Raw genomic sequence first — 19,249 nt, 5'->3', positions numbered from 1 at the left:
CCTCGCACCCCTCGCGCGTACGCCCGTCCCGTACGACAGGTACGACACGTACACCCCCGTGCCGTACGGCACGTACGACGTGTACGCCCCCCGGTACGGACGGACGGGACTACCGCCTGCGCAGCAGCCGCTTCAGCCCGAAGACGAGGGCCAGCGCGACGCCGAGGGCGAGCGCGCCCATCGTGTAGTTCGCGTCCAGCCCCGCATCGGCCGAAGCGCCCCGCTCCGACGGCGACTTGGCCGCACCCCCGTCCCCGTCCTTCGCGGGTACGGCGTCGACCTTGCTGTCGGCGCCCTCGCTGCCGTAGAGCAGGGTCGTGCCGTCCGTGCTGTACGTCACGGACTCGCCCTGGGGCTGCATGGGGACGTTCAGCCTGCCCAGCCGCCTGGGCACGCCGTCCTTCCAGGCGAACTCCACACCGCCGAAGTACCCGCGCAGCGCGAGCCTCTTCCCGTCCGGCGAGAAGGCGCCGTCGGTGACCCACAGGTCGGTGTCGGCGACGCGCGTGAAGACGTTCGTGCCCGACGCCGACAGCCGCTTCGGCCCCGCGTACAGCCGCCCGCCGTCCTCGTCCTTGTCGGCGATGTAGATCCGGCCGGTCTTCGGATGCACCATCAGCGCCTCCGCGTCCCGGGGCCCGTCCGCGTACTTCACGACGTACTGGGTGGCCCGGACCGTCTGGTCCCTGAGCTCCTTCGGCTCGGGCAGGGAGTAGATCCACACGTGGTCCCACTGGCCGCCGAGGTTGTCGCCGATGTCGCCCACGTAGATGCGGTCGTCGGGCCCGATGGAGATGGCCTCGACGTCGCGCGGGCGGCCGACGCCGGTCAGGGTCACCGTGGCGACGGTACGTCCCGTCCGGGAGTCGACGGCGTACAAGTACGGGCCGTCGTCGCTGTCGTTGTGGGTCCAGTAGACGCCGGGGTGCGCACGGGAGGCGGCCAGGCCGCTGGACTCGGTGATCCGGGGGTCCTTGATCGTGAACCCATGGCCGCCGGAGCCGTCCGCGACCGCCGGAGCGGCACCGCCGAGCGCGAGCACGGCACCCGCGGAGAGCACCGCCGCACGTCGGCACGAGGCCCCGGCGAAGGACGAAGACCGACGAACCCACAAAGACGAACGCATGTCCCTACCCTGTCACCCCGCCCCCGTGTCCAGCCTCACATCCCGCGCGGACGCCGCGATCTTCTTCATCCGGAATGATGAGCGGATGCTCAGGTTCATGTTCGTCGGTGACTCGATGACCATTGGCAGCGCGGGCGAGCACACCTGGCGCTATCGCATGTGGCAGCACCTGCGTGGGACCCTCGGCGCGCCCTTCGCCGTGGTCGGCCCCCGCGAGACGCTCTACGACAAGGCGGCCGACGCACCCGTCTCGTACGAGTACGCCGATCCGGACTTCCCGCGCCGGCACCTCGCCGGCTGGGGCGAGGGCTGGCTGCACATGGCCCCGCTGATAGGCGAGACCGTGCGGCAGGAGCGGGCCGACATCCTGCTGGTCTCGCTCGGCCTGATCGACCTGGGCTTCTACACGGACGCGGAGCAGACGGCCGAGAACGCCCGCGCCTTCGTGCGGGCCGCCCGCGAGGCCCGCCCCGGCATCCGCATGGTGCTGCTCCCGGTCATCCCGAACGTCCGCGCCGACACGGACGCCCCGTTCGCCGCGCAGGTCGCCCGCTTCAACGAGCTCCTCGCCAAGGCGGTGGCCGACCTGGACTCCCCCTCGTCCCCCCTCCTCCTGGCGTCGCCCCCCGCCGAGTGGAACATCCACCACGACACCTACGACGGCACCCACCCGAACGCCCAGGGCGAGCACGCACTCGCCGCCGCCTTCGCCAACGCGATGCACGAGGCATGGGACGTGGCCGACCGGTACCCCACGGGGACACACACCTGATCCGCGCGCCGTCACCGGTCCGCATCCCGGGCCCGGTCGACCGCCCTCGCAGCGAGTGGGACCACCTGCACGGCACCGTGCGACCTCGCCGCACCCTCCGGACGGACCCGAACATCTGACCGGCCTTCACCGCGGCGCTCGACCGCCGGCGTGCCCGGTCACCGTGCGTATCGTTGTACTGCGCGGCTGCCCGCAGACGAGCGGCAGTCGGGGAGGAACGCCACGATGACCGTCCTGGAGGACCGGATCGAGATGGCCGAGAACGACGCCGCCGACCCCTTGGACGCATGGTTCGAGCGGCTCGAGAAGATGCCCGTCCCCGAGGGATACAAGGTCGAGATCGTCGGGGGAAGCGTCTTCATGACGCCACAGCGTGATGCCCACTGGGAAATCATCCGGTGGATCGTGCGGGCTCCGGAGGAGTGCGGGGCCGCGGCGTAGGCGGGCGGGCGGCGGCCCGCCGCGGGCGCCGCGCCGCGGCAAGTCCCGCTAGCGTGTGGGTGTATGGGGGAGAACAGCGTCTCCGGCGGGCACCAGGAGTACGTGGTCCAGGCCGACGCCATAGAGAACCTGACGATCACCACGGCCCCGGCGGGCCGGGAGCCGCTCCCCCGCCATCTCCAGGACCCGTCCCGCTGGCCCCTCGCCGCCGAGTGGGAGGCCCTGGCAGCCGGAGCCCACCGGGCCCGCCCGGGCGAGGACGGCAGCAAGGTCCCGCCGTACGTGCCGCGCGACGTGGACGCGGAACTGCGCGCCCGGATCACCGACGGCGGACTGGTGCTGCTGGTCGGCGACTCCACGGCGGGCAAGACGCGTACGGCCTTCGAGGCGGTACGCGCGGAACTCCCGGACGCGCGGATACTCGCCCCGCCCGCCGGAAGCGACTTCGGGCGCCTGCCCGAGGCCGTCGAGCGTGCCGGCACGCGCTGCGTGGTGTGGCTGGACGACCTGGAGCGGTACCTGGGGCCCGGCGGCCTGGAGCCGGACCTGCTGGACGAGCTCCAGCGGGTGGGCGCACCGGTCGTGGCGACGATGCGGCAGGGACCGTACGAGACCTTCGGCGCCCATGGGCCCTTCGGCGGTGAGCGCGGCGCCGAGGGCGGCACCCGGCTGCTGCGGCGGGCCGACGTGGTGGACCTTGAACGCCTCTGGAGCGAGGGTGAGTTGGCCCGCGCCGAGGAGTCCTCCGACACCCGTATCGTCGACGCGCTCACGCACCACGGGCCCCACGGGGTCGCGGAGTACCTGGCCGCGGGACCCGCACTGCTGCGCGAGTGGAGGCGCGCCCGGTCGGCGACGGGACATCCGCGGGGTGCCGCGCTCGTGGCGGCGGCCGTGGACCTCAAACGCGCGGGGCTGTTCGGCCCCTACGACCGGTCCGTGCTGGCCGAGCTGCACGAACGCCATCTGGAGGGGGCTGGCGGGACGGTGCTGCGTCCGGAGTCCCTGGACGAGGCGTTCGACTGGGCGTCGCGCATACGCTTCGGAGTGACCAGCCTGCTGCTGCCCGCGGGCGGCGGGACGTGGCACGTCTTCGACTACCTCGTCGACCACACCGACTCCGCCGTCCCGGACTGGGTGTGGCAGACGGCCCTGGCCCACGCCGCGGACGACGGCGACCGCTTCTGGGTGGGGGTCAACGCCGCCGACGAAGCCCCCGACATCGCGGAGCGGGCCCTGGGCCCGCTCGCGGCGCGGGGCGATCCGCACGCCACGACCAGCCTCGGATACCTGCTCGCGAACACCGGCCGGCTCGACGAGGCCGAGGCGCTGTTCCTCGACGCGGTCGGCAAGGGCACCCCGTACGCCGCGGTCGGCCTCGCGTTCCTGCTGAACGAGACCGGCCGCGCCGACGAGGCGGAACGGCTCCTGCGCGACGCCCTCGACGCCGGCGACCGCGATGCCGGGATCGTGCTCGGCGCCCTCCTCACCCGCGGCGGACGACCGGTCGACGCGGAACACCTGCTCCGGGACGCGTTCGACAGCGGCCATCCGGACGCCGCGCCCTATCTGGGCGCCGCCCTCACCGCGCAGGGGCGCACCGAGGAGGCCGAGGCCGTGCTGCGCGGAGCGCTCGACGAGGGGCACCCGCACACCCCGCTGAAACTGGGCGTGCTGCTTGCCCAAACCGGTCGCGCCGAGGAGGCGGAACAGATGTTCCGCCGCGCACTTGCTCTCGAACCGGACAGCGGCGAGGCCTCGTACGCCTTGGGCGGCCACTACCTGATGACGGACGACCCGGCGCGCGCGGAGCCCTTCCTGCGCACCGCGGCCGACGACGGAACACCCGGCGCGGCGGCCGTCCTCGGCTTTCTGCTCGTCCTCCTCGACCGCCCGGACGAGGCCGCGCCTGTGCTCGCCCGGGCACTGGGGGAGGCACCGGCGGCCGGCGTGGCCCCGCTCATGCTCGCGCTCGCCATGGCAGGACGAACCCCCGAGGCCGAGGACCTCTTCCGCGAACTGCCCGAGAACCACCCCGAGTACGACCTGGCCTCGGTCGCCGCGAACGCACTGTTCCGGCAGCGCCCGGGCCCACCGCCCGCCACGACCGGATGAACCCGAACACCCGACCGATCACTGTCGTGCGCTCGGCAGGTCGATGTCCCGGTCACCGTGCGTATCGTTGTACTGCGCGGCTGCCCGCAGACGAGCGGCAGCCGGGGAGGAACGCCACGATGACCGTCCTTGAAGACAGGATCGCGATGGCCGAGAGCGACAACACGAGCACGCTCGACGAGATGTTCGAGCGGCTCGAGAAGATGCCCGTCCCCGAGGGATACAAGGTCGAGATCGTCGAGGGGACCGTCTACATATCACCGCAGCGGGACACCCACTGGGAGATCATCCTGGGCATCGTCGAGCAGTTGCGGACCAAGTACCCCCGGAAGCGCGTGAAGTCCGACGTGCGCATCGACTACCCCGGTCACCTCAACGGATTCGCGACCGATGTGACGGTCATGGCCGAGGACGCCGTGAAGACAGAAGACGGTCACTGGCGCCACGAGGACGTCGAGTTCGTCGCCGAGGTGATCTCGAAGGGCACCGCCGCCAACGACTACGGCCCCAAGAAGACCGCATACGCCACCGCCGAAGTACCCGTCTACGTCATTGCCGACCCCTACCAAGGACGGTGCCGCATCTACACCCAACCGAAGGAGGGCGACTACGAGATCGAGACGAAGGTCCCCTTCGGCAAGGACCTGGATCTCGTCGACACGGTGGTGGGTCTCACCCTCAAGACCAAGGAATTCCCCCGCGACTGACGCCCCGCCACACCCCCTACCCTCTTGCCTGGAGCGCACTCCAGGACGTTGGCTAGGGCCCCATGAAGTACACGCAGCTCGGACGTACGGGACTCAAGGTCAGCAGGCTCGTTCTCGGCACGATGAACTTCGGGCCGCAGACCGGGGAGGCCGACAGCCACGCGCTCATGGACGCGGCCCTGGACGCGGGGATCAACTACTTCGACACCGCCAATGTCTACGGCTGGGGCGAGAACAAGGGCCGCACCGAGACGATCATCGGCAACTGGTTCGCCCAGGGCGGCGAGCGGCGCGACAAGGTCGTACTGGCCACCAAGGTGTACGGGAACATGGCGCCGGACGGCGGCGCCGTCTGGCCGAACCACGACCGGCTGTCCGCCCTCAACATCCGCCGGGCCGTCGAGGCCAGCCTGCGGCGGCTCCAGACGGACTACATCGACATCTACCAGTTCCACCACATCGACCGCCGGACTCCGTTCGAGGAGATCTGGCAGGCGATCGACGTGCTGGTGCAGCAGGGCAAGATCCTCTACGCGGGGTCGTCGAACTTCCCCGGGTACAAGATCGCCCAGGCCAACGAGGCCGCCCTCCGCCGCGGGTCGCTCGGGCTCGTCAGCGAACAGTGCCTCTACAACCTGGCCGAGCGCCGCGCCGAGATGGAGGTCATCCCGGCCGCGCAGGACTACGGGCTCGGGGTCATCCCCTGGTCGCCGCTCCACGGCGGCCTGCTCGGCGGTGTGATCAAGAAGGAGGTCGAGGGCGGCCGGCGCGCATCGGGGCGGTCCGCCGACGCTCTCGCGAACACCGCCGTGCGGACGCAGATCCAGGCGTACGAGGACCTGCTGGACAAGCACGGCCTCGAACCGGGCGAGGTCGCCCTGGCCTGGCTGCTCACCCGGCCCGGCATCACCGGACCCATCGTCGGCCCCCGCACGGGCGAGCAGCTGGAGTCCGCTCTGCGGGCCGTGGAGCTGGAGCTCCCGCAGGAGCTGCTGGACGGGCTCGACGAGATCTTCCCCGGCCCCGGTCCCGCGCCGGAGGCGTTCGCCTGGTAGGCACCGCCGCGCCGGCGACGCGGCCGCCCCGACGGCGGTCCGGGGGCACGGGCTTCCCGGGTGCGTGGGTCCTCACCGCGTGAGGGCCCACGCCCCGGCGCTCGGGGGTGTCCTGCGGATCAGGCCGGCTCGGGGGCGCCCGATCCCCCGAAGGCGGGCGCGGCGCATCCCGCGGCGGGGCTCGGCTACCTGCCGACCGCCGCCGCGACCGCCACCACGGCGAACATCATCACGAGCACACCGGCCATGATCCGGTTACGGGTCTTCGGGTCCACGCCTTCGAGGTTAACCTGCGCCGTCGAGGGCCCAGGCGGCGACCTTCTCGTACCGGGGCTGCTCGCCGGGCGCCCCGGACCGCGGGAGGTTGCTGCGGACGAGGACCAGCTCGGCGACCTGCCAGCGGCTGCTCCCGAAGGCGTCCAGGGCCGTGGCGAACTGCCGCAGGTTGGTGTGGTCGCGGCTGCGGGCGATCGTCAGATGCGGGTGGTAGCGGCGGTGCTCCGCCATCGGTGCGCCCGCCCTGCGCCCCGCCGCTTCGGCCCGGTCGGCGAGCAGCCCCAGGGTGCGTACATCGCCGTCGGCGCCCGTCCACAGGGCCCGTCCGCCGAAGTGGCCGCCGCCCCACAGTGCCAGGTCGAAGGGCGGTGTCCGGTGCGCCGCGCGGCCCAGCCGCTCCGACAGAGCGGGCACGGTCTCCTCGTCCACCTCGCCGTAGAAGGCGAGCGTGAAGTGCCAGCCGGGGCGCCCCGTCCAGCGCAGCCGGTCGGCGTCGGGCATGGCCCGCAGCACCTCCACCTCCCGTGCCAGCTCCGCGAGCACCGGCTCCGGCGGCAGGACCGCGGCGAAGAGTCTCATGGGTCCAGTCTCACCGGGCCGCGGGCCCGGCGACAGCCCCCGGGCCCGGCGCCTGCCCGCTCCCGTGGCCGATTCCCGCCCGGGGCACCCGGGCCGTGACTACGCTCACGCCCATGACCGACGTGACGATCAGGAAGGGCGGGGTCGACGACATCCCCGCGATACTCGGCATGCTCGACGGCGCGGTCGAGTGGCTCGTGGCGCAGGGGCGCACCCGGCAGTGGGGCACCGAGCCGTGGACGGCGAAGCCGCGGGCCGTGGAGATGGTCGAGAAGTACGTGGCGCAGGGTGTCCCGCTCATCGCCGAGACGGACGGCGTCCCGGTCGGCACGCTGACGCTCTCGGAGGCGCCGGGCCCCTACCTGGAGCCCGCGGACGAGCCCGAGCGCTACATCCACCTGTTCGTGTCCGACCGGCGCCACAAGGGGCACGGCGTCGGCGCCGCGCTGCTCGCGTACGCCGCCGACGAGACCCGCCGGGCGGGCATCGACCTGCTGCGCGTCGACTGCTACGCGGGCGACGACGGCAAGCTCGTCGCGTACTACGAGAGCAATGGATTCACCCGGACCGAGGCGTTCACGGTCGGTGAGGACCGGTGGCCGGGGCAGGTGCTGGCCCGCCGCGTCCTCTAGGGGGTGCAAGGACGCGAGGAAGGCCCGCCCGGTCGCCTCCGCGCGCGGGAGGCCGGGCGCACGGAAAGGTCCGTGCCGTGCGGGAGGGGCCGCCGTCGGCGGCCCCTTGCAGGGCACGGACCTCCGGACCTCGCTACGCCGCGGTGGCCAGCTCCTCGCGCGGCACGAACCGCACCTGCGGGTGGCCGCGGCGCCAGCCCACCGAGAGCCGCAGGCCGCCCACCCGGGCCAGGATCAGACCGATCGCGACGGCCGCAACCGCCGAGACCAGGCCGCCGGCCGCGAAGCCGATCCGGGCTCCGTAGACGTCGGTGACCCATCCGACGAGCGGCGCGCCCAGCGGCGTACCGCCCGTGAAGACCATGATGAACAGGCTCATCACGCGACCGCGCATCGCCGGGTCCGCGGCCATCTGCACGGACGAGTTCGCGGTGACGTTGACCGTCAGGCCGAACACGCCGATCAGGACCAGGAGCGCGGCGAACACCCAGAAGGACGGGGTGACGGCCGCCACCACCTCCAGGACGCCGAACAGCACCGCGGCCGAGACCAGCAGGCGCAGCCGGGACGTGCCACGCCGGGCCGCGAGCAGCGCCCCCGCCAGCGAACCGGTCGCCATGAGGGTGTTGAGCAGGCTGTACGTGCCGGCTCCCGCGTGGAACACGTCGTCGGTGAAGGCGGAGAGCCACACCGGGAAGTTGAAGCCGAAGGTGCCGATGAACCCGACGAGGACGATCGGCCAGATCAGCTCGGGACGGCCGGCGACATGGCGCAGCCCCTCCCGCAGCTGTCCCTTCCCGCGGGGTGCGCGCTCGACGACGTGCAGCTCGCGCGTGCGCATCAGCAGCAGTCCCGCGATGGGCGCGAGGAAGGACAGGCCGTTGAAGAGGAAGGCATAGCCGCTGCCGACGGCGGTGATCAGCAGACCGGCGACCGCCGGGCCGACCAGACGCGCCGACTGGAAGTTGGCCGAGTTCAGGCTGACCGCGTTCTGCAGCTGCCCGGGGCCGACCATTTCGGACACGAACGACTGGCGCGCCGGGTTGTCGACGACCGTGACGAGGCCGAGGAGGAAGGCGGTCAGATAGACGTGCCAGACCTGGACGTGCCCGGTGAGGGTCAGAACGGCGAGCGCAAGGCCGGTGAGGCCCATCGCGGACTGGGTGAGCAGCAGGACCGGGCGCCGGGGCAGGCGGTCGACGAGGACGCCGCCGTAGAGGCCGAAGAGCAGCATCGGCAGGAACTGCAGCGCCGTGGTGATACCGACGGCGGCGGAGGAGCCGGTGAGGCTGAGCACCAGCCAGTCCTGGGCGATGCGCTGCATCCAGGTGCCGGTGTTCGAGACGACCTGCCCGGTGAAGAAGAGCCGGTAGTTCCGGATCTTCAGCGAGCTGAACATCGACGACGTGCGGGCGGTGGGATCGGGGGCGGGCAGGGGGTTGGGGGCGGCTGGTGCGGGGGCGGAGTCTGCTCCGGGTCCCGAACTCAAAAAGGTTCGCCTCCTTGCGGCGTCCGGTTACAGGTGCGCGAGCTTCTCCAGCACGGGGGCGGCGGCGCGAAGTTTCGCCCACTCGTCCTCGTCGAGGCCCTCCACCAGGTCGGCCAGCCACGCGTTCCGCTTGCGGCGGCTCTCTTCGAGCATGGCCTCGGCCTGCTCGGTCTGCGTGACGACCTTCTGGCGGCGGTCCTCGGGGTGCGGCTCCAGCCGGACCAGCCCCTTGGCTTCGAGCAGCGCGACGATGCGGGTCATCGACGGCGGCTGGACGTGCTCCTTGCGGGCGAGCTCGCCTGGTGTGGCGGAACCGCAGCGGGCGAGGGTGCCGAGCACCGACATCTCGGTGGGGCTCAGCGACTCGTCGACCCGCTGGTGCTTGAGGCGGCGCGAGAGCCGCATCACCGCGGAGCGGAGAGCGTTCACGGCGGCAGCGTCGTCGCCATGGGTGAGGTCCGGCATGTTCTTTAGAGTAACTCATTACTCTGTCTAAAGACCACCTGGTATCCCATGATCCGGATCACCCCGCCCGTCCGGATTCCTTCGATCACCCAAATGGGTGAGCAGATGCCGAAAAGCGCCCCCTCGCCGGCAACAGGGCGGCGACCCTGGCCGCATGGGATCGACGGTGCTCAGCCTGCGCATAGACGGGGAGCTGCTCGACCGGCTCCGGGGACACGCCGCCAAAAGAGGAATGAGCGTCCAGGACTATGTCGTCCGGACGCTCATTCGGGATGACTTCGACGAGCGGTTCAAGACCGCGGTCGAGGAGACGGAACGGTTCTACGGGGTCACGTGATCCACCGGACCGGAGAGGACACGGGGGCCGATGGGACCGGGGCCCGTGAGACCGGCACCCCGGGCCGGCGCGGGATCAGGTGAGGCCCAGCGCCGGCATCAGGTAGTAGAAGGAGAACACCGCCGCGACGACGTACATCGGGATCGGCACCTCGCGGCCGCGGCCCGCCACCAGGCGCAGGATCGTGAAGGTGATGAAGCCCATCCCGATGCCGTTGGTGATCGAGTACGTGAACGGCATCATCGTCATCGTGACGAAGGCGGGGATCGCGACCGTGTAGTCGCTCCAGTCGATCTCACGCACCGAACCGGCCATGATCATGAAGCCGACCGCGATCAGCGCCGGGGTCGCCGCCTGCGAGGGCACCATCGTGGCGAGCGGCGTCAGGAAGAGCGCGACGGCGAACAGACCGCCGGTGACCAGGTTGGCGAAACCGGTGCGCGCCCCCTCACCGACGCCCGCCGTGGACTCCACGAAGCAGGTGGTGGCGGACGAGGAGGTGGCGCCGCCCGCGGCGACCGCGATGCCGTCGACGAAGAGCACCTTGTTGATGCCGGGCATCTGGCCGTCCTTGTCGGTCAGATGCGCCTCGTCGCTGATACCCATGATCGTGCCCATGGCGTCGAAGAACGTCGACAGCAGCACGGTGAAGACGAAGAGGATGCCGGTCAGCAGACCGACCTTCCCGAAGCCGCCGAACAGGCTGACCTGGCCGACGAGCCCGAAGTCCGGCGAGGCGACCGGGTTGCCCGGCCACTTCGGCGTGGTCAGACCCCAGGACGGCACCTTGGTGACCAGGTTGATGACCATGGCCAGCACGGTCATCGTGACGATGCTGATCAGGATCGCGCCCGGCACCTTGCGCACGATCAGCGACAGGGTGAGCAGGGTGCCCAGGACGAAGACCAGGACCGGCCAGCCGAGCAGATGGCCGTTGGTGCCGAGCTGGAGCGGCACGGTCGTCCCGGCGACGTCGGGGATGCGCGTGACGAACCCGGAGTCCACCAGGCCGATGAGCATGATGAACAGGCCGATGCCGATCGCGATGCCCTTGCGCAGACCCAGCGGCACGGCGTTCATCACGCGTTCCCGGAGGCCGGTGGCCACCAGCAGCATCACGATGAGGCCGGCGAGGACCACCATGCCCATCGCGTCCGGCCAGGTCATCCGGGGCGCGAGCTGGAGCGCGACGACGGTGTTCACACCGAGGCCGGCGGCCAGCGCGATCGGGACGTTGCCGATGACACCCATGAGCAGCGTGGTGAAGGCCGCGGTCAGCACGGTCGCCGTGACCAGCTGGCCGTGGTTCAGGTGGTGCCCGTACATGTCCTTCGCGCTGCCCAGGATGATCGGGTTCAGCACGATGATGTACGCCATCGCGAAGAAGGTGGCGAACCCGCCGCGGATCTCGCGCGGGATGCTCGAACCCCGCTCCGAGATCTTGAAGTAGCGGTCGATCGCCCCGTGCGGGGGCCCCGCCTGGGGTGTCTGGGAAGAGTCGACCGGAGCGGGGGCCGAGGGGGGCATGCGGTGATCCTCAGGGTGATGTTCGTGGGTTCTTACGAAAGAAAGCAGTCATTCGCAAACCGTTTCAGTATGAACAGATGAGGAAAAGATCGCTATCTCCGCGCGTAGAGCCTTGGGGCACCGGGCTCGTCCCGGCTCCCGGGCAGGCCCGTGCACCCCCGATCGGCGGCCTCGTAAGCTGTGCCCATGGCGAAGTGGACACCCAAGCACGAGGCACCGGAGCCCCTGGAGGGCCCCGTCGTCGCCACCATCACGGGCGGCACGATCCTCTGGTTCGTCCTCTTCCTGGTCCAGCTCCCCTTCTACGGCTGGTTCGAGGACCACGGGCACCTGTGGTGGCTGTGGACCTGCCTGGCCGGTGCCGGACTCGGCGTCATCGGCATCTGGTACGTACGCAAGCGGGACGCCGCGATCAAGCGCGCTCGGGCCGGCGGGACCACGGACACCCAGGAGAGCGACGCGCTCGGCGCGTGATCCCCGGGCCGCCGCGTCGGTCCTGGGGCGATACGCACCCGTCCGGCGTCCGGAAAGCACCCGTCAGGCGTGCGCGGAAGGCACCGGTGCGTCGGCCTCTCCCCCGCCGGTGCGCCGAGCCCTCCGCACCCTTGTGCCGCCCCCTCCGCACCCGTGTCCCACCCCTGCGCAGGGATCCGGACGCCCCCGTCCGCCCGGCGGGTGAACCCGCCGTTCCCCCCGTAACGTCGAAGGCATGACCCACATCGACGCGGGCGCCGAACTCGACCCCGTCCACCCGGTGCCGATGCCCGGGGGCACCCGGTCGACGGGGCTGACCGCGGCGGAGGTCGCGGAGCGGATCGCGCGCGGCGAGGTCAACGACGTCCCCGTGCGCAGCAGCCGCTCCACCGCCGACATCGTGCGCGGCAACGTCTTCACGCGCTTCAACGCGATCATCGGCGTGCTCTGGGTGATCATGCTGTGCGTCGCGCCGATCCAGGACAGCCTGTTCGGCTTCGTCATCCTCGCCAACACCGGCATCGGCATCGTCCAGGAACTGCGGGCCAAGAAGACCCTCGACTCGCTCGCCGTCGTCGGCGAGGCGCGGCCCACCGTGCGCCGCGAGGGGATCGCGGTCGAGGTGAGCACCTCGGAGATCGTGCTCGGGGACCTGATCGAGATCGGGCCCGGGGACAAGGTCGTGGTGGACGGCACCTGCGCGGAGACCGACAGCCTGGAGATCGACGAGTCCCTGCTCACCGGCGAGGCGGACCCCGTCGTCAAGCACCCGGGCGACCCGGTGATGTCGGGCAGCTTCGTGGTCGCGGGCGGCGGCGCGTTCACCGCCACGAAGGTGGGCCGCGAGGCGTATGCGGCACAACTCGCCGAGGAGGCGTCCCGGTTCACGCTCGTCCACTCCGAACTGCGCTCCGGCATCTCCACGATCCTCAAGTACGTGACGTGGATGATGATCCCGACAGCGATCGGGCTGATCATCAGCCAGCTCGTGGTCAAGAACAACAACTTCAAGGACTCGATCGCCCGGACCGTCGGCGGCATCATCCCGATGGTCCCCGAAGGCCTGGTGCTGCTCACCTCGGTCGCCTTCGCGGTGGGCGTCATCCGGCTGGGCCGCCGGCAGTGCCTCGTGCAGGAGCTGCCCGCCATCGAGGGCCTGGCCCGCGTCGACACGGTCTGCCTCGACAAGACGGGGACGCTGACCGAGGGCGGCATGGACGTCAGCGAGCTGCGCCCGCTCGGCGGCCACGACCGTACGTACGTGCAGAAGGTGCTCGGCGCCCTCGGCGAGTCCGACCCACGGCCGAACGCCTCGTTGCAGGCGATCATCGAGGCCTATCCGGACAGCGACGACTGGCGCTGCACCGAGTCGCTGCCCTTCTCCTCGGCCCGCAAGTACAGCGGCGCGAGCTTCAGCGAGGGCGACGGGGAGTCCAGCACCTGGCTGCTCGGCGCGCCCGACGTGCTGCTGCCGCCCAGGAACACCTCGCTCACCGAGGTCGAGCACCTCAACGAGCAGGGGCTGCGGGTACTGCTGCTGGCCCGCACCTCACGCGACCTGGACGACCCCGACGTACGGCTCGGGGTCCGGCCCGCCGCCCTCGTCGTGCTCGAGCAGCGGCTGCGCCCCGACGCGGCCGACACACTGCGCTACTTCGCCGACCAGAACGTCCGCGCCAAGGTCATCTCCGGCGACAACGCGGTGTCCGTCGGCGCGGTCGCCGGAAAGCTGGGCCTGGAGGGCGCGGCGCGGACGGTGGACGCGCGGCGGCTGCCCGCCGAGCGGGACGCCATGGCGGATGCCCTGGACCGGAGCACCGTCTTCGGCCGGGTCACCCCGCAGCAGAAGCGGGACATGGTCGGTGCGCTCCAGTCGCGCGGCCACGCCGTCGCGATGACCGGCGACGGCGTCAACGACGTGCTGGCCCTCAAGGACGCCGACATCGGCGTGTCCATGGGCTCGGGCTCGGAGGCGACCCGCGCGGTCGCCCAGATCGTGCTGCTGAACAACAGCTTCGCGACCCTGCCGTCGGTGGTCGCCGAGGGCCGCCGCGTCATCGGCAACATCACGCGCGTGGCGACCCTGTTCCTGGTCAAGACCGTCTACTCGGTGCTGCTCGCGGTCCTCGTGGTCTGCGCGCAGGTCGAGTATCCGTTCCTGCCGCGCCATCTGACACTGCTGTCGACGCTCACCATCGGCGTCCCGGCGTTCTTCCTGGCGCTCGCGCCCAACAAGGAGCGCGCGCAGCCGCACTTCGTCCGGCGGGTGATGCGGTACGCGGTCCCGGGCGGGATCGTCGCGGCGATCGCGACCTTCGTGACCTATCTGCTCGCCCGCCACCACTACAGCGGGCCGGGTTCCCTGGAGGCGGAGACCAGCGTCGCGACGCTCACGCTGTTCCTGGTGTCGATGTGGGTGCTGGCGATCGTCGCCCGCCCCTACACCTGGTGGCGGATCTGTCTGGTCGCCGCGATGGGAGCCGCCTTCGTGGTGGTCCTCGTCGTGCCGTCGCTTCAGCAGTTCTTCGCGCTGAAGCTGGTCGGCACGATGATGCCGTGGACCGCGGTGGGCATATCCGCGGTGGCGGCGGCCGCCCTGGAACTCCTGTGGAGATGGGTCGACCGCCGCTTCCCCGCCTGACGGCGGCGTACGCGGGTGGTGCCTACTGCACGTCGACGAAGTCGCCCGTGGCGTTGACCGCCGGGGTGGTCGAGGTACCGGCGAACGAGTAGCGCCAGTAGCCGTCGACGGAGGCGGTGACCGTCGTCTTCAGGCTGCCCGTGCTGCTGGAGGTGACCGTCTTGACGGTGCTGTAGGTGCTGGAGTCCTTCTTGCGGAACTGGAGCTTCACCGGCTGGACGGTGTAGCCGGCGTACTTGTGCGTGTCCCAGTTGGCGCGGGTCAGGGCACCGGTGACCGTGATGGTCCCGCCCTTCTTCACCGGCTCCGGGGAGGCGTTGACGGTGAGCTTCGAGTAGCGCTGGACGCTGAAGCCCTTGGCGTTGTCCTTCTGGACGTAGTCGCCGTCGTTGCCCTGACCGATGGCCCAGACCTTCCAGCCACCGCCGGCCAGGAAGTTGGCCAGCTGGGTCTGCGGGTCGACCGTAAAGGACTCCTTGCAGTTGGAGGTCGTGCTGTCGACCGCGGTGCAGCTGGCCCAGTCCGACTCGGAGACGATGCCGCCGTCGATGTCGTTGTTGAAGTCGGTGCCGTGCCACAGCACGGTCTGGGCCCGGGCGACACCGGAGTCGTCGGTGACGGTGAAGGAGACGGTGAAGGTCACCTTGTTGGTGGTGCCGACGACGACCGGCTTGCCGCCGTTGACCACGAGGTTCGAAATCGCGGTGTCGCCGTTGCTCTCGTCCGCCGGGGCGTTCACGGACGTCGCGGTCTTCGCGGCGGCGGCGGCCGGGGAGTCGGCGGCCTGCGCGGCCGGCACGGCGAGAGCCGTCAGGGCAAGAGCGCCGGAGACCGTAGCGGCGGCCATGGTGGCACGAATGCGCATGTGTTTCCCCATGTGGAGAAGGGGTCCCGCGGTGCAAGTGCCGTCACGAGGGACCCAAGTGATCTAGGAGTCTGTTGACTCGCAAGATCTGACCTGTGACCCGCGTGATGGGTTGTACGGCAGATGAAACCTTTTTTTCGGCCGTTCTGCCGCCCACCCCGGCCGACGGGTGAACCCGGCCCGAATGACCCCTTCCGCAGTATCCCGACCGAAGTGCCCCGTCCGCGACATCCGCTCCGATGCGTCCCGTCCGGCGGGTGTCAGTCGAACCAGCGGTCGCGGGCCAGCTCGTCCGTGCGCGAAGGGTCCTCCAGCAGTGCCGCGACCTCGAAGCGGCGCGGCCACTGGGCCGTCGCCCAGGCGAGGCCCGCCGCGACACCCTCCAGGGTCGCCGCATGCACGGCGCCGTCCTCGGCCCGCCGCCAGTCGAGCTCGACGCCGTCGACGACCAACTCGTCGTGCTCCGTGTACGTCACCGGGGTCGTGGGCCCCAGCAGCGTACGGACCGACTCGGGCACCCGGCGGACCACGCCGTCGCCGGTGATCTCGGCGGCGATCGTCCGGCTCAGGCGCTGCACCTGGAACAGCTCGGCGAGGTCGGCGGCCCGCGAGGGGCGCACCGGGAGCAGGGGCGTCCCGGCGGTGAGCGGAAGCAGGTCGGGGGCGTCGGCGACGACCGCGTCCGCCGCGTCGACGACGGCGACCCGCCCGTCCACGACCACCCGCAGCTCGTCCGGCAGCGTGACCTGCTCCGGGTCGAGTTCGGACAGCGCGCCGTACAGCGCGTGCAGTTGGGCGGGCGTCACGTCCCGACCGGGGTCGGCGAGCCGGTCCAGGAGCTCGGCGGCGCCGCCGGGCTCCTCGAGGAGCGCGGCGACCGATGTGCGGACTCCGAGGGCCCGCAGCACCTGTGCGTCGTCGAAGCCGGTGGCGTCGGCGGAGTCGTACAGGCCCGCGAGCAGCGGGTCCGATCCCGCGGCCCGCAGACCGGCCGGGCGGCGCCCGTCGAGCACCGGGTGCCCGCGCAGCCACCACGCCGTGTACGGGCGGACGGTCTCCGTCGTGCCGTCCGGCAGCAGGATCCGCACGGGCTGCGTGAGCGCGTCCCGCAGCGGCGGCCGGGACAGCAGGGAGAGCGCCTCCGGCCAGCGGTCGTCGTCGACGAGGTCGAGGTCCCGTACGGCGACGATCTCGGTGGCGACCGGCGGCACCGGGGAGTCGGGCAGCCGGTCGAGCACGTCCTCGCACCACACGTCGACCGCGTCGAGCAGCCCGGCGTCGTCGGACTCCGCGAAGTCGCCCTCGCGGGGCTCCAGTTCGTCCGGGTCCAGGACCACGTCGGCGGCGCGGACCAGCGCGAAGGAGGCGAGGACGCCGCACGCGGCGAGCGGCTGCTCGCCCCAGCGGGCGGCCAGATCGGGGTCCACCGCGGCGAGTTCGCCCTCGCGCATGACGCCGGCGAAGGCGGAGCCGGGCACGACCAGTTCGCCCGCGGGCGCGAGTTCGCCGTCCTCGTCGGGCAGCGCCAGCGCGCCCAGCCAGGGCTCCTCGCCGGGTTCGAGACCGGCGTCCCGTACGAGGGCGAGCACGACGTCGGCGAGCTCGTCCGCGTCGAGACCGTCCTCGTCGTCCCAGGCCATGTCGTCCAGCGACCCCGCGACGGCGGCCCGCACCTGCGGGGTGGTCAGCACGGCCCGGGGAGTGGCGGGCAGCGCCCCCAGCTTCTCCAGGAGGGGGTGCGCGGCGTCGGGGTGGGCGACCTTGAGGCCGATGCGGGCAAGGGCGGACGGGGCCGGCCCGTCCGCGGAGGCTGCCGGGTCCGGCCCGTCCGCAGGTGCGTACGGGCCGGCCGGGTCGCCCGGGGCCTCTCCGTGGCGTACCGGGTGGCCGGCCTGCGCGGTGCGGATGGCGGCACGGGCGTACTCCGCGTCGGCGTAGTCCGCCCGGATGCCCTCCGGGGCCTCCGACGGGGGCACCGGGAGCAGCACCTGGCGCGGGCCGATCGTCGTGCGGCCGTCGGCCAGCGGGACCGGGAGGCCGGTGAGGCGGTCCGGGTCCACGCCCGCGAGGGAGTCGTAGAGGCGGTGCCACCAGCCGGGCTCCTTCTCCAGGCCGGCCAGCCGGTCGATCGCCTCCGTGAGCGGGACGCGTGCCACGCCGAGGGTGCGCAGCTCCACCCGGCGTTCCAGCCCGGCGGGCAGCAGGCTCGGCAGCACCTCCGCGAGGACCCGCACGGTCTCGGCACCGGCGCCTTCGACGACCTCGGCCTCGAGGGGCCGCAGCGCCTCGGAGGAGCCGCCGGGGCGCTCCCCCTCACCGTCGAACCAGTCGGCCTGCGTCTCCTCGGCCGTCCGTGCGTCCGCCTCCAGCGCACGCGGCAGGAAGGCGGTGCGCGGCAGCCGGTCCAGGATCGCCTGCCGCAGCCGCCCGTCCAGGGCGCCCTTGCCGAGCGCACCGGGGACCAGGTCGATCAGGCCGGTGCTCACGGGCTGCCAGCCACCGAGGAGTTCGGCGTACGCGTCGGCCGCGCGCTGCACCAGGAAGTCCGTGAGCGGCCCCGGCGCGACGTGCCGGCGGGTGGCGTCCAGCGGCAGCGAGGCGATCAGCAGCGCCGGTACGCCGAGGGGCTCGTCGCTGGGTGTCGGGGCGTGCACGACGGGGGCGGTACGGGGGCGGCGCGGGGCGTCCTCGTCGTCCACGGGGACCGCCCAGGTGACGGCCCAGTGGGGGCGCAGGCGCTCCTCGACGGGGCGGCCCTCCAGCAGCGCCGGGTCCAACTCGCCGTGGTGCGCGAGGACGCGCCAGCGCGTCGTACCGTCACGGCTGTCCTCGACGACGACGCCGTGGGGGGCTGCGCCGGCGCGGCGGCCGATGGTGCGGACCGTCCCGTCCGCACCCTCGACCACGAGCTCCTCCAGGCCCGGAAGGGTGAGGAGCAGCGCGTCGTCGATCTCGTCGAGGAGCCGCTGCACGAGGTCCTCGGCGGCGGCGTCGCGCAGCGGCAGGATGACGACCGTGTCGTAGGGCTCGGGTGCGGTGCCCTCGGCGGCGAACGGCAGTCGCAGCAGCGGTACGTGGCCGTCACGGCGCCGGATCTCGTCGCCCAGGCCGGGGCTGTGGCGGGCGGTGTCCCGGGCGAGTTCCCGGGCCTCGGCGAGTGACCAGCGGACACCGCCGGTGCGGCCGACGACGGCGGGTTCGTCGCTCACCGCGAGCACGGCGGCGAAGCCGACGCCGAACCGGCCGACGGCTCCGCGGTGGCCGTCGCCGCGCTTCGCGGAGGCGCGCAGGGTGGAGAGGGACTCGACGCCCGCCGCGTCCAGGGGGGCGCCGGTGTTGGCGGCGACGAGGACGCCGTCGCGGAGGGTGAGCCGGAGCCGTCCCGGCACCCCGGCGCGGGATGCGGCGTCCGCGGCGTTCTGGGCCAGCTCGACGACGAGCCGGTCGCGGTAGCCGCCGAGCGCGAGGTCCTCCTCGGCGTTGGCGTCCTCGCGGAAGCGGGCGGGGGACGCCCCCCAGGCGTCGAGCACGCCACGCCGCAACCGCGCCGTCCCGAACGGGTCGGCGCCCTCAGGGGCAGGCCGCACGAACTTGCTCACGCCACTCACTCCTTCTCGCGGCCTCGGCACCCCACCACGAGGCACCACCGCCGCCCGAAGGTACCGCGCCCCCATCTTCCCCCCGGCCACCCACCCACCGCTCCACACGCACGAGTCGCCCCGGAGGGGCCGGGGTGCCGGGCGGACCG

Annotated in this window: 16 protein-coding genes; 9 read left to right on the top strand and 7 right to left on the bottom strand. The window is 72.1% G+C overall.

The window, feature by feature from the left end; translation table 11 throughout:
• Positions 1-109 precede the first annotated feature (109 nt).
• Entirely contained in the window at positions 110-1,126 is a 1,017-nt protein-coding gene (locus tag ACWCP6_RS06840; RefSeq protein ID WP_450931295.1) for a WD40 repeat domain-containing protein, read from the bottom strand.
• A gap of 85 nt (positions 1,127-1,211) precedes the next feature.
• On the opposite strand from ACWCP6_RS06840, the gene ACWCP6_RS06835 reads away from it, so the two are divergent.
• From ACWCP6_RS06835 to ACWCP6_RS06815, 5 genes are all read left to right on the top strand, one after another.
• A complete protein-coding gene (locus ACWCP6_RS06835) occupies positions 1,212-1,898 on the top strand; it encodes a GDSL-type esterase/lipase family protein (protein WP_450931577.1) in 687 nt (228 codons plus the stop codon).
• Positions 1,899-2,123: 225 nt separating this feature from the next.
• Positions 2,124-2,339: a hypothetical protein gene (locus ACWCP6_RS06830; protein WP_450931294.1), complete on the top strand. Its 216-nt coding sequence runs from the start codon at positions 2,124-2,126 to the stop codon at positions 2,337-2,339.
• 63 nt (positions 2,340-2,402) lie between these two features.
• Complete coding sequence (locus ACWCP6_RS06825) at positions 2,403-4,454, top strand: tetratricopeptide repeat protein (RefSeq protein ID WP_450931293.1); 2,052 nt, start codon at positions 2,403-2,405, stop codon at positions 4,452-4,454.
• A 119-nt stretch (positions 4,455-4,573) separates the two neighbouring features.
• Positions 4,574-5,161: a Uma2 family endonuclease gene (locus ACWCP6_RS06820; RefSeq protein WP_450931292.1), complete on the top strand. Its 588-nt coding sequence runs from the start codon at positions 4,574-4,576 to the stop codon at positions 5,159-5,161.
• Positions 5,162-5,223: 62 nt separating this feature from the next.
• A complete protein-coding gene (locus ACWCP6_RS06815) occupies positions 5,224-6,216 on the top strand; it encodes an aldo/keto reductase (RefSeq protein ID WP_450931291.1) in 993 nt (330 codons plus the stop codon).
• Between the two features lie 285 nt (positions 6,217-6,501).
• On the opposite strand, the gene thpR is transcribed toward ACWCP6_RS06815, so the two are convergent.
• Entirely contained in the window at positions 6,502-7,071 is a 570-nt protein-coding gene (gene thpR / locus ACWCP6_RS06810) for an RNA 2',3'-cyclic phosphodiesterase (RefSeq protein ID WP_450931290.1), read from the bottom strand.
• Positions 7,072-7,184: 113 nt separating this feature from the next.
• Between thpR and ACWCP6_RS06805 the strand changes: the two genes are divergently transcribed.
• Positions 7,185-7,703: an N-acetyltransferase family protein gene (locus ACWCP6_RS06805; protein WP_450931289.1), complete on the top strand. Its 519-nt coding sequence runs from the start codon at positions 7,185-7,187 to the stop codon at positions 7,701-7,703.
• 133 nt (positions 7,704-7,836) lie between these two features.
• Here the strand turns inward: ACWCP6_RS06805 and ACWCP6_RS06800 are convergent, their stop codons facing one another.
• Together ACWCP6_RS06800 and ACWCP6_RS06795 are read right to left on the bottom strand one after the other, a co-directional pair.
• Positions 7,837-9,192 (bottom strand): MFS transporter, encoded by a 1,356-nt coding sequence (locus ACWCP6_RS06800; RefSeq protein ID WP_450931288.1) that lies wholly within the window; start codon positions 9,190-9,192, stop codon positions 7,837-7,839.
• A 27-nt stretch (positions 9,193-9,219) separates the two neighbouring features.
• Positions 9,220-9,657, bottom strand: a complete 438-nt coding sequence (locus ACWCP6_RS06795; RefSeq protein ID WP_450931287.1) for a MarR family winged helix-turn-helix transcriptional regulator — start codon at positions 9,655-9,657, stop codon at positions 9,220-9,222.
• 154 nt (positions 9,658-9,811) lie between these two features.
• On the opposite strand from ACWCP6_RS06795, the gene ACWCP6_RS06790 reads away from it, so the two are divergent.
• A complete protein-coding gene (locus ACWCP6_RS06790) occupies positions 9,812-9,994 on the top strand; it encodes a ribbon-helix-helix protein, CopG family (protein ID WP_450931286.1) in 183 nt (60 codons plus the stop codon).
• Positions 9,995-10,069: 75 nt separating this feature from the next.
• Here ACWCP6_RS06790 and ACWCP6_RS06785 read toward each other — a convergent pair whose 3' ends face one another.
• The gene (locus tag ACWCP6_RS06785; protein WP_450931285.1) at positions 10,070-11,521 is read right to left on the bottom strand and encodes an NCS2 family permease; all 1,452 of its coding nucleotides are present in this window, start codon (positions 11,519-11,521) and stop codon (positions 10,070-10,072) included.
• Between the two features lie 186 nt (positions 11,522-11,707).
• Between ACWCP6_RS06785 and ACWCP6_RS06780 the strand changes: the two genes are divergently transcribed.
• On the top strand, positions 11,708-11,995 hold the full coding sequence (locus tag ACWCP6_RS06780) for a DUF2530 domain-containing protein (protein WP_450931284.1): 288 nt from the start codon (positions 11,708-11,710) through the stop codon (positions 11,993-11,995).
• Between the two features lie 235 nt (positions 11,996-12,230).
• Positions 12,231-14,636, top strand: a complete 2,406-nt coding sequence (locus ACWCP6_RS06775) for an HAD-IC family P-type ATPase (protein WP_450931283.1) — start codon at positions 12,231-12,233, stop codon at positions 14,634-14,636.
• Between the two features lie 22 nt (positions 14,637-14,658).
• Here ACWCP6_RS06775 and ACWCP6_RS06770 read toward each other — a convergent pair whose 3' ends face one another.
• Positions 14,659-15,501, bottom strand: a complete 843-nt coding sequence (locus ACWCP6_RS06770) for a DUF5707 domain-containing protein (RefSeq protein ID WP_450931282.1) — start codon at positions 15,499-15,501, stop codon at positions 14,659-14,661.
• 260 nt (positions 15,502-15,761) lie between these two features.
• Positions 15,762-19,100, bottom strand: coding sequence for a sacsin N-terminal ATP-binding-like domain-containing protein (locus ACWCP6_RS06765; protein ID WP_450931281.1), 3,339 nt, complete (start codon positions 19,098-19,100; stop codon positions 15,762-15,764).
• Positions 19,101-19,249: the final 149 nt, after the last annotated feature.

This window comes from Streptomyces sp. NPDC002004 (assembly GCF_053593975.1).
This window is presented reverse-complemented; position numbering and strand designations above follow the sequence as displayed.

Coding starts and splice junctions, on each gene's coding strand:
- ACWCP6_RS06840 (WP_450931295.1), bottom strand. CDS start 1,126: ATGCGTTCGTCTTTGTGGGTTCGTCGGTCTTCGTCCTTCGCCGGGGCC.
- ACWCP6_RS06785 (WP_450931285.1), bottom strand. CDS start 11,521: ATGCCCCCCTCGGCCCCCGCTCCGGTCGACTCTTCCCAGACACCCCAG.
- ACWCP6_RS06780 (WP_450931284.1), top strand. CDS start 11,708: ATGGCGAAGTGGACACCCAAGCACGAGGCACCGGAGCCCCTGGAGGGC.
- ACWCP6_RS06795 (WP_450931287.1), bottom strand. CDS start 9,657: ATGCCGGACCTCACCCATGGCGACGACGCTGCCGCCGTGAACGCTCTC.
- ACWCP6_RS06830 (WP_450931294.1), top strand. CDS start 2,124: ATGACCGTCCTGGAGGACCGGATCGAGATGGCCGAGAACGACGCCGCC.
- ACWCP6_RS06815 (WP_450931291.1), top strand. CDS start 5,224: ATGAAGTACACGCAGCTCGGACGTACGGGACTCAAGGTCAGCAGGCTC.
- ACWCP6_RS06820 (WP_450931292.1), top strand. CDS start 4,574: ATGACCGTCCTTGAAGACAGGATCGCGATGGCCGAGAGCGACAACACG.
- ACWCP6_RS06835 (WP_450931577.1), top strand. CDS start 1,212: ATGCTCAGGTTCATGTTCGTCGGTGACTCGATGACCATTGGCAGCGCG.
- ACWCP6_RS06805 (WP_450931289.1), top strand. CDS start 7,185: ATGACCGACGTGACGATCAGGAAGGGCGGGGTCGACGACATCCCCGCG.
- ACWCP6_RS06790 (WP_450931286.1), top strand. CDS start 9,812: ATGGGATCGACGGTGCTCAGCCTGCGCATAGACGGGGAGCTGCTCGAC.
- thpR (WP_450931290.1), bottom strand. CDS start 7,071: ATGAGACTCTTCGCCGCGGTCCTGCCGCCGGAGCCGGTGCTCGCGGAG.
- ACWCP6_RS06825 (WP_450931293.1), top strand. CDS start 2,403: ATGGGGGAGAACAGCGTCTCCGGCGGGCACCAGGAGTACGTGGTCCAG.
- ACWCP6_RS06770 (WP_450931282.1), bottom strand. CDS start 15,501: ATGCGCATTCGTGCCACCATGGCCGCCGCTACGGTCTCCGGCGCTCTT.
- ACWCP6_RS06775 (WP_450931283.1), top strand. CDS start 12,231: ATGACCCACATCGACGCGGGCGCCGAACTCGACCCCGTCCACCCGGTG.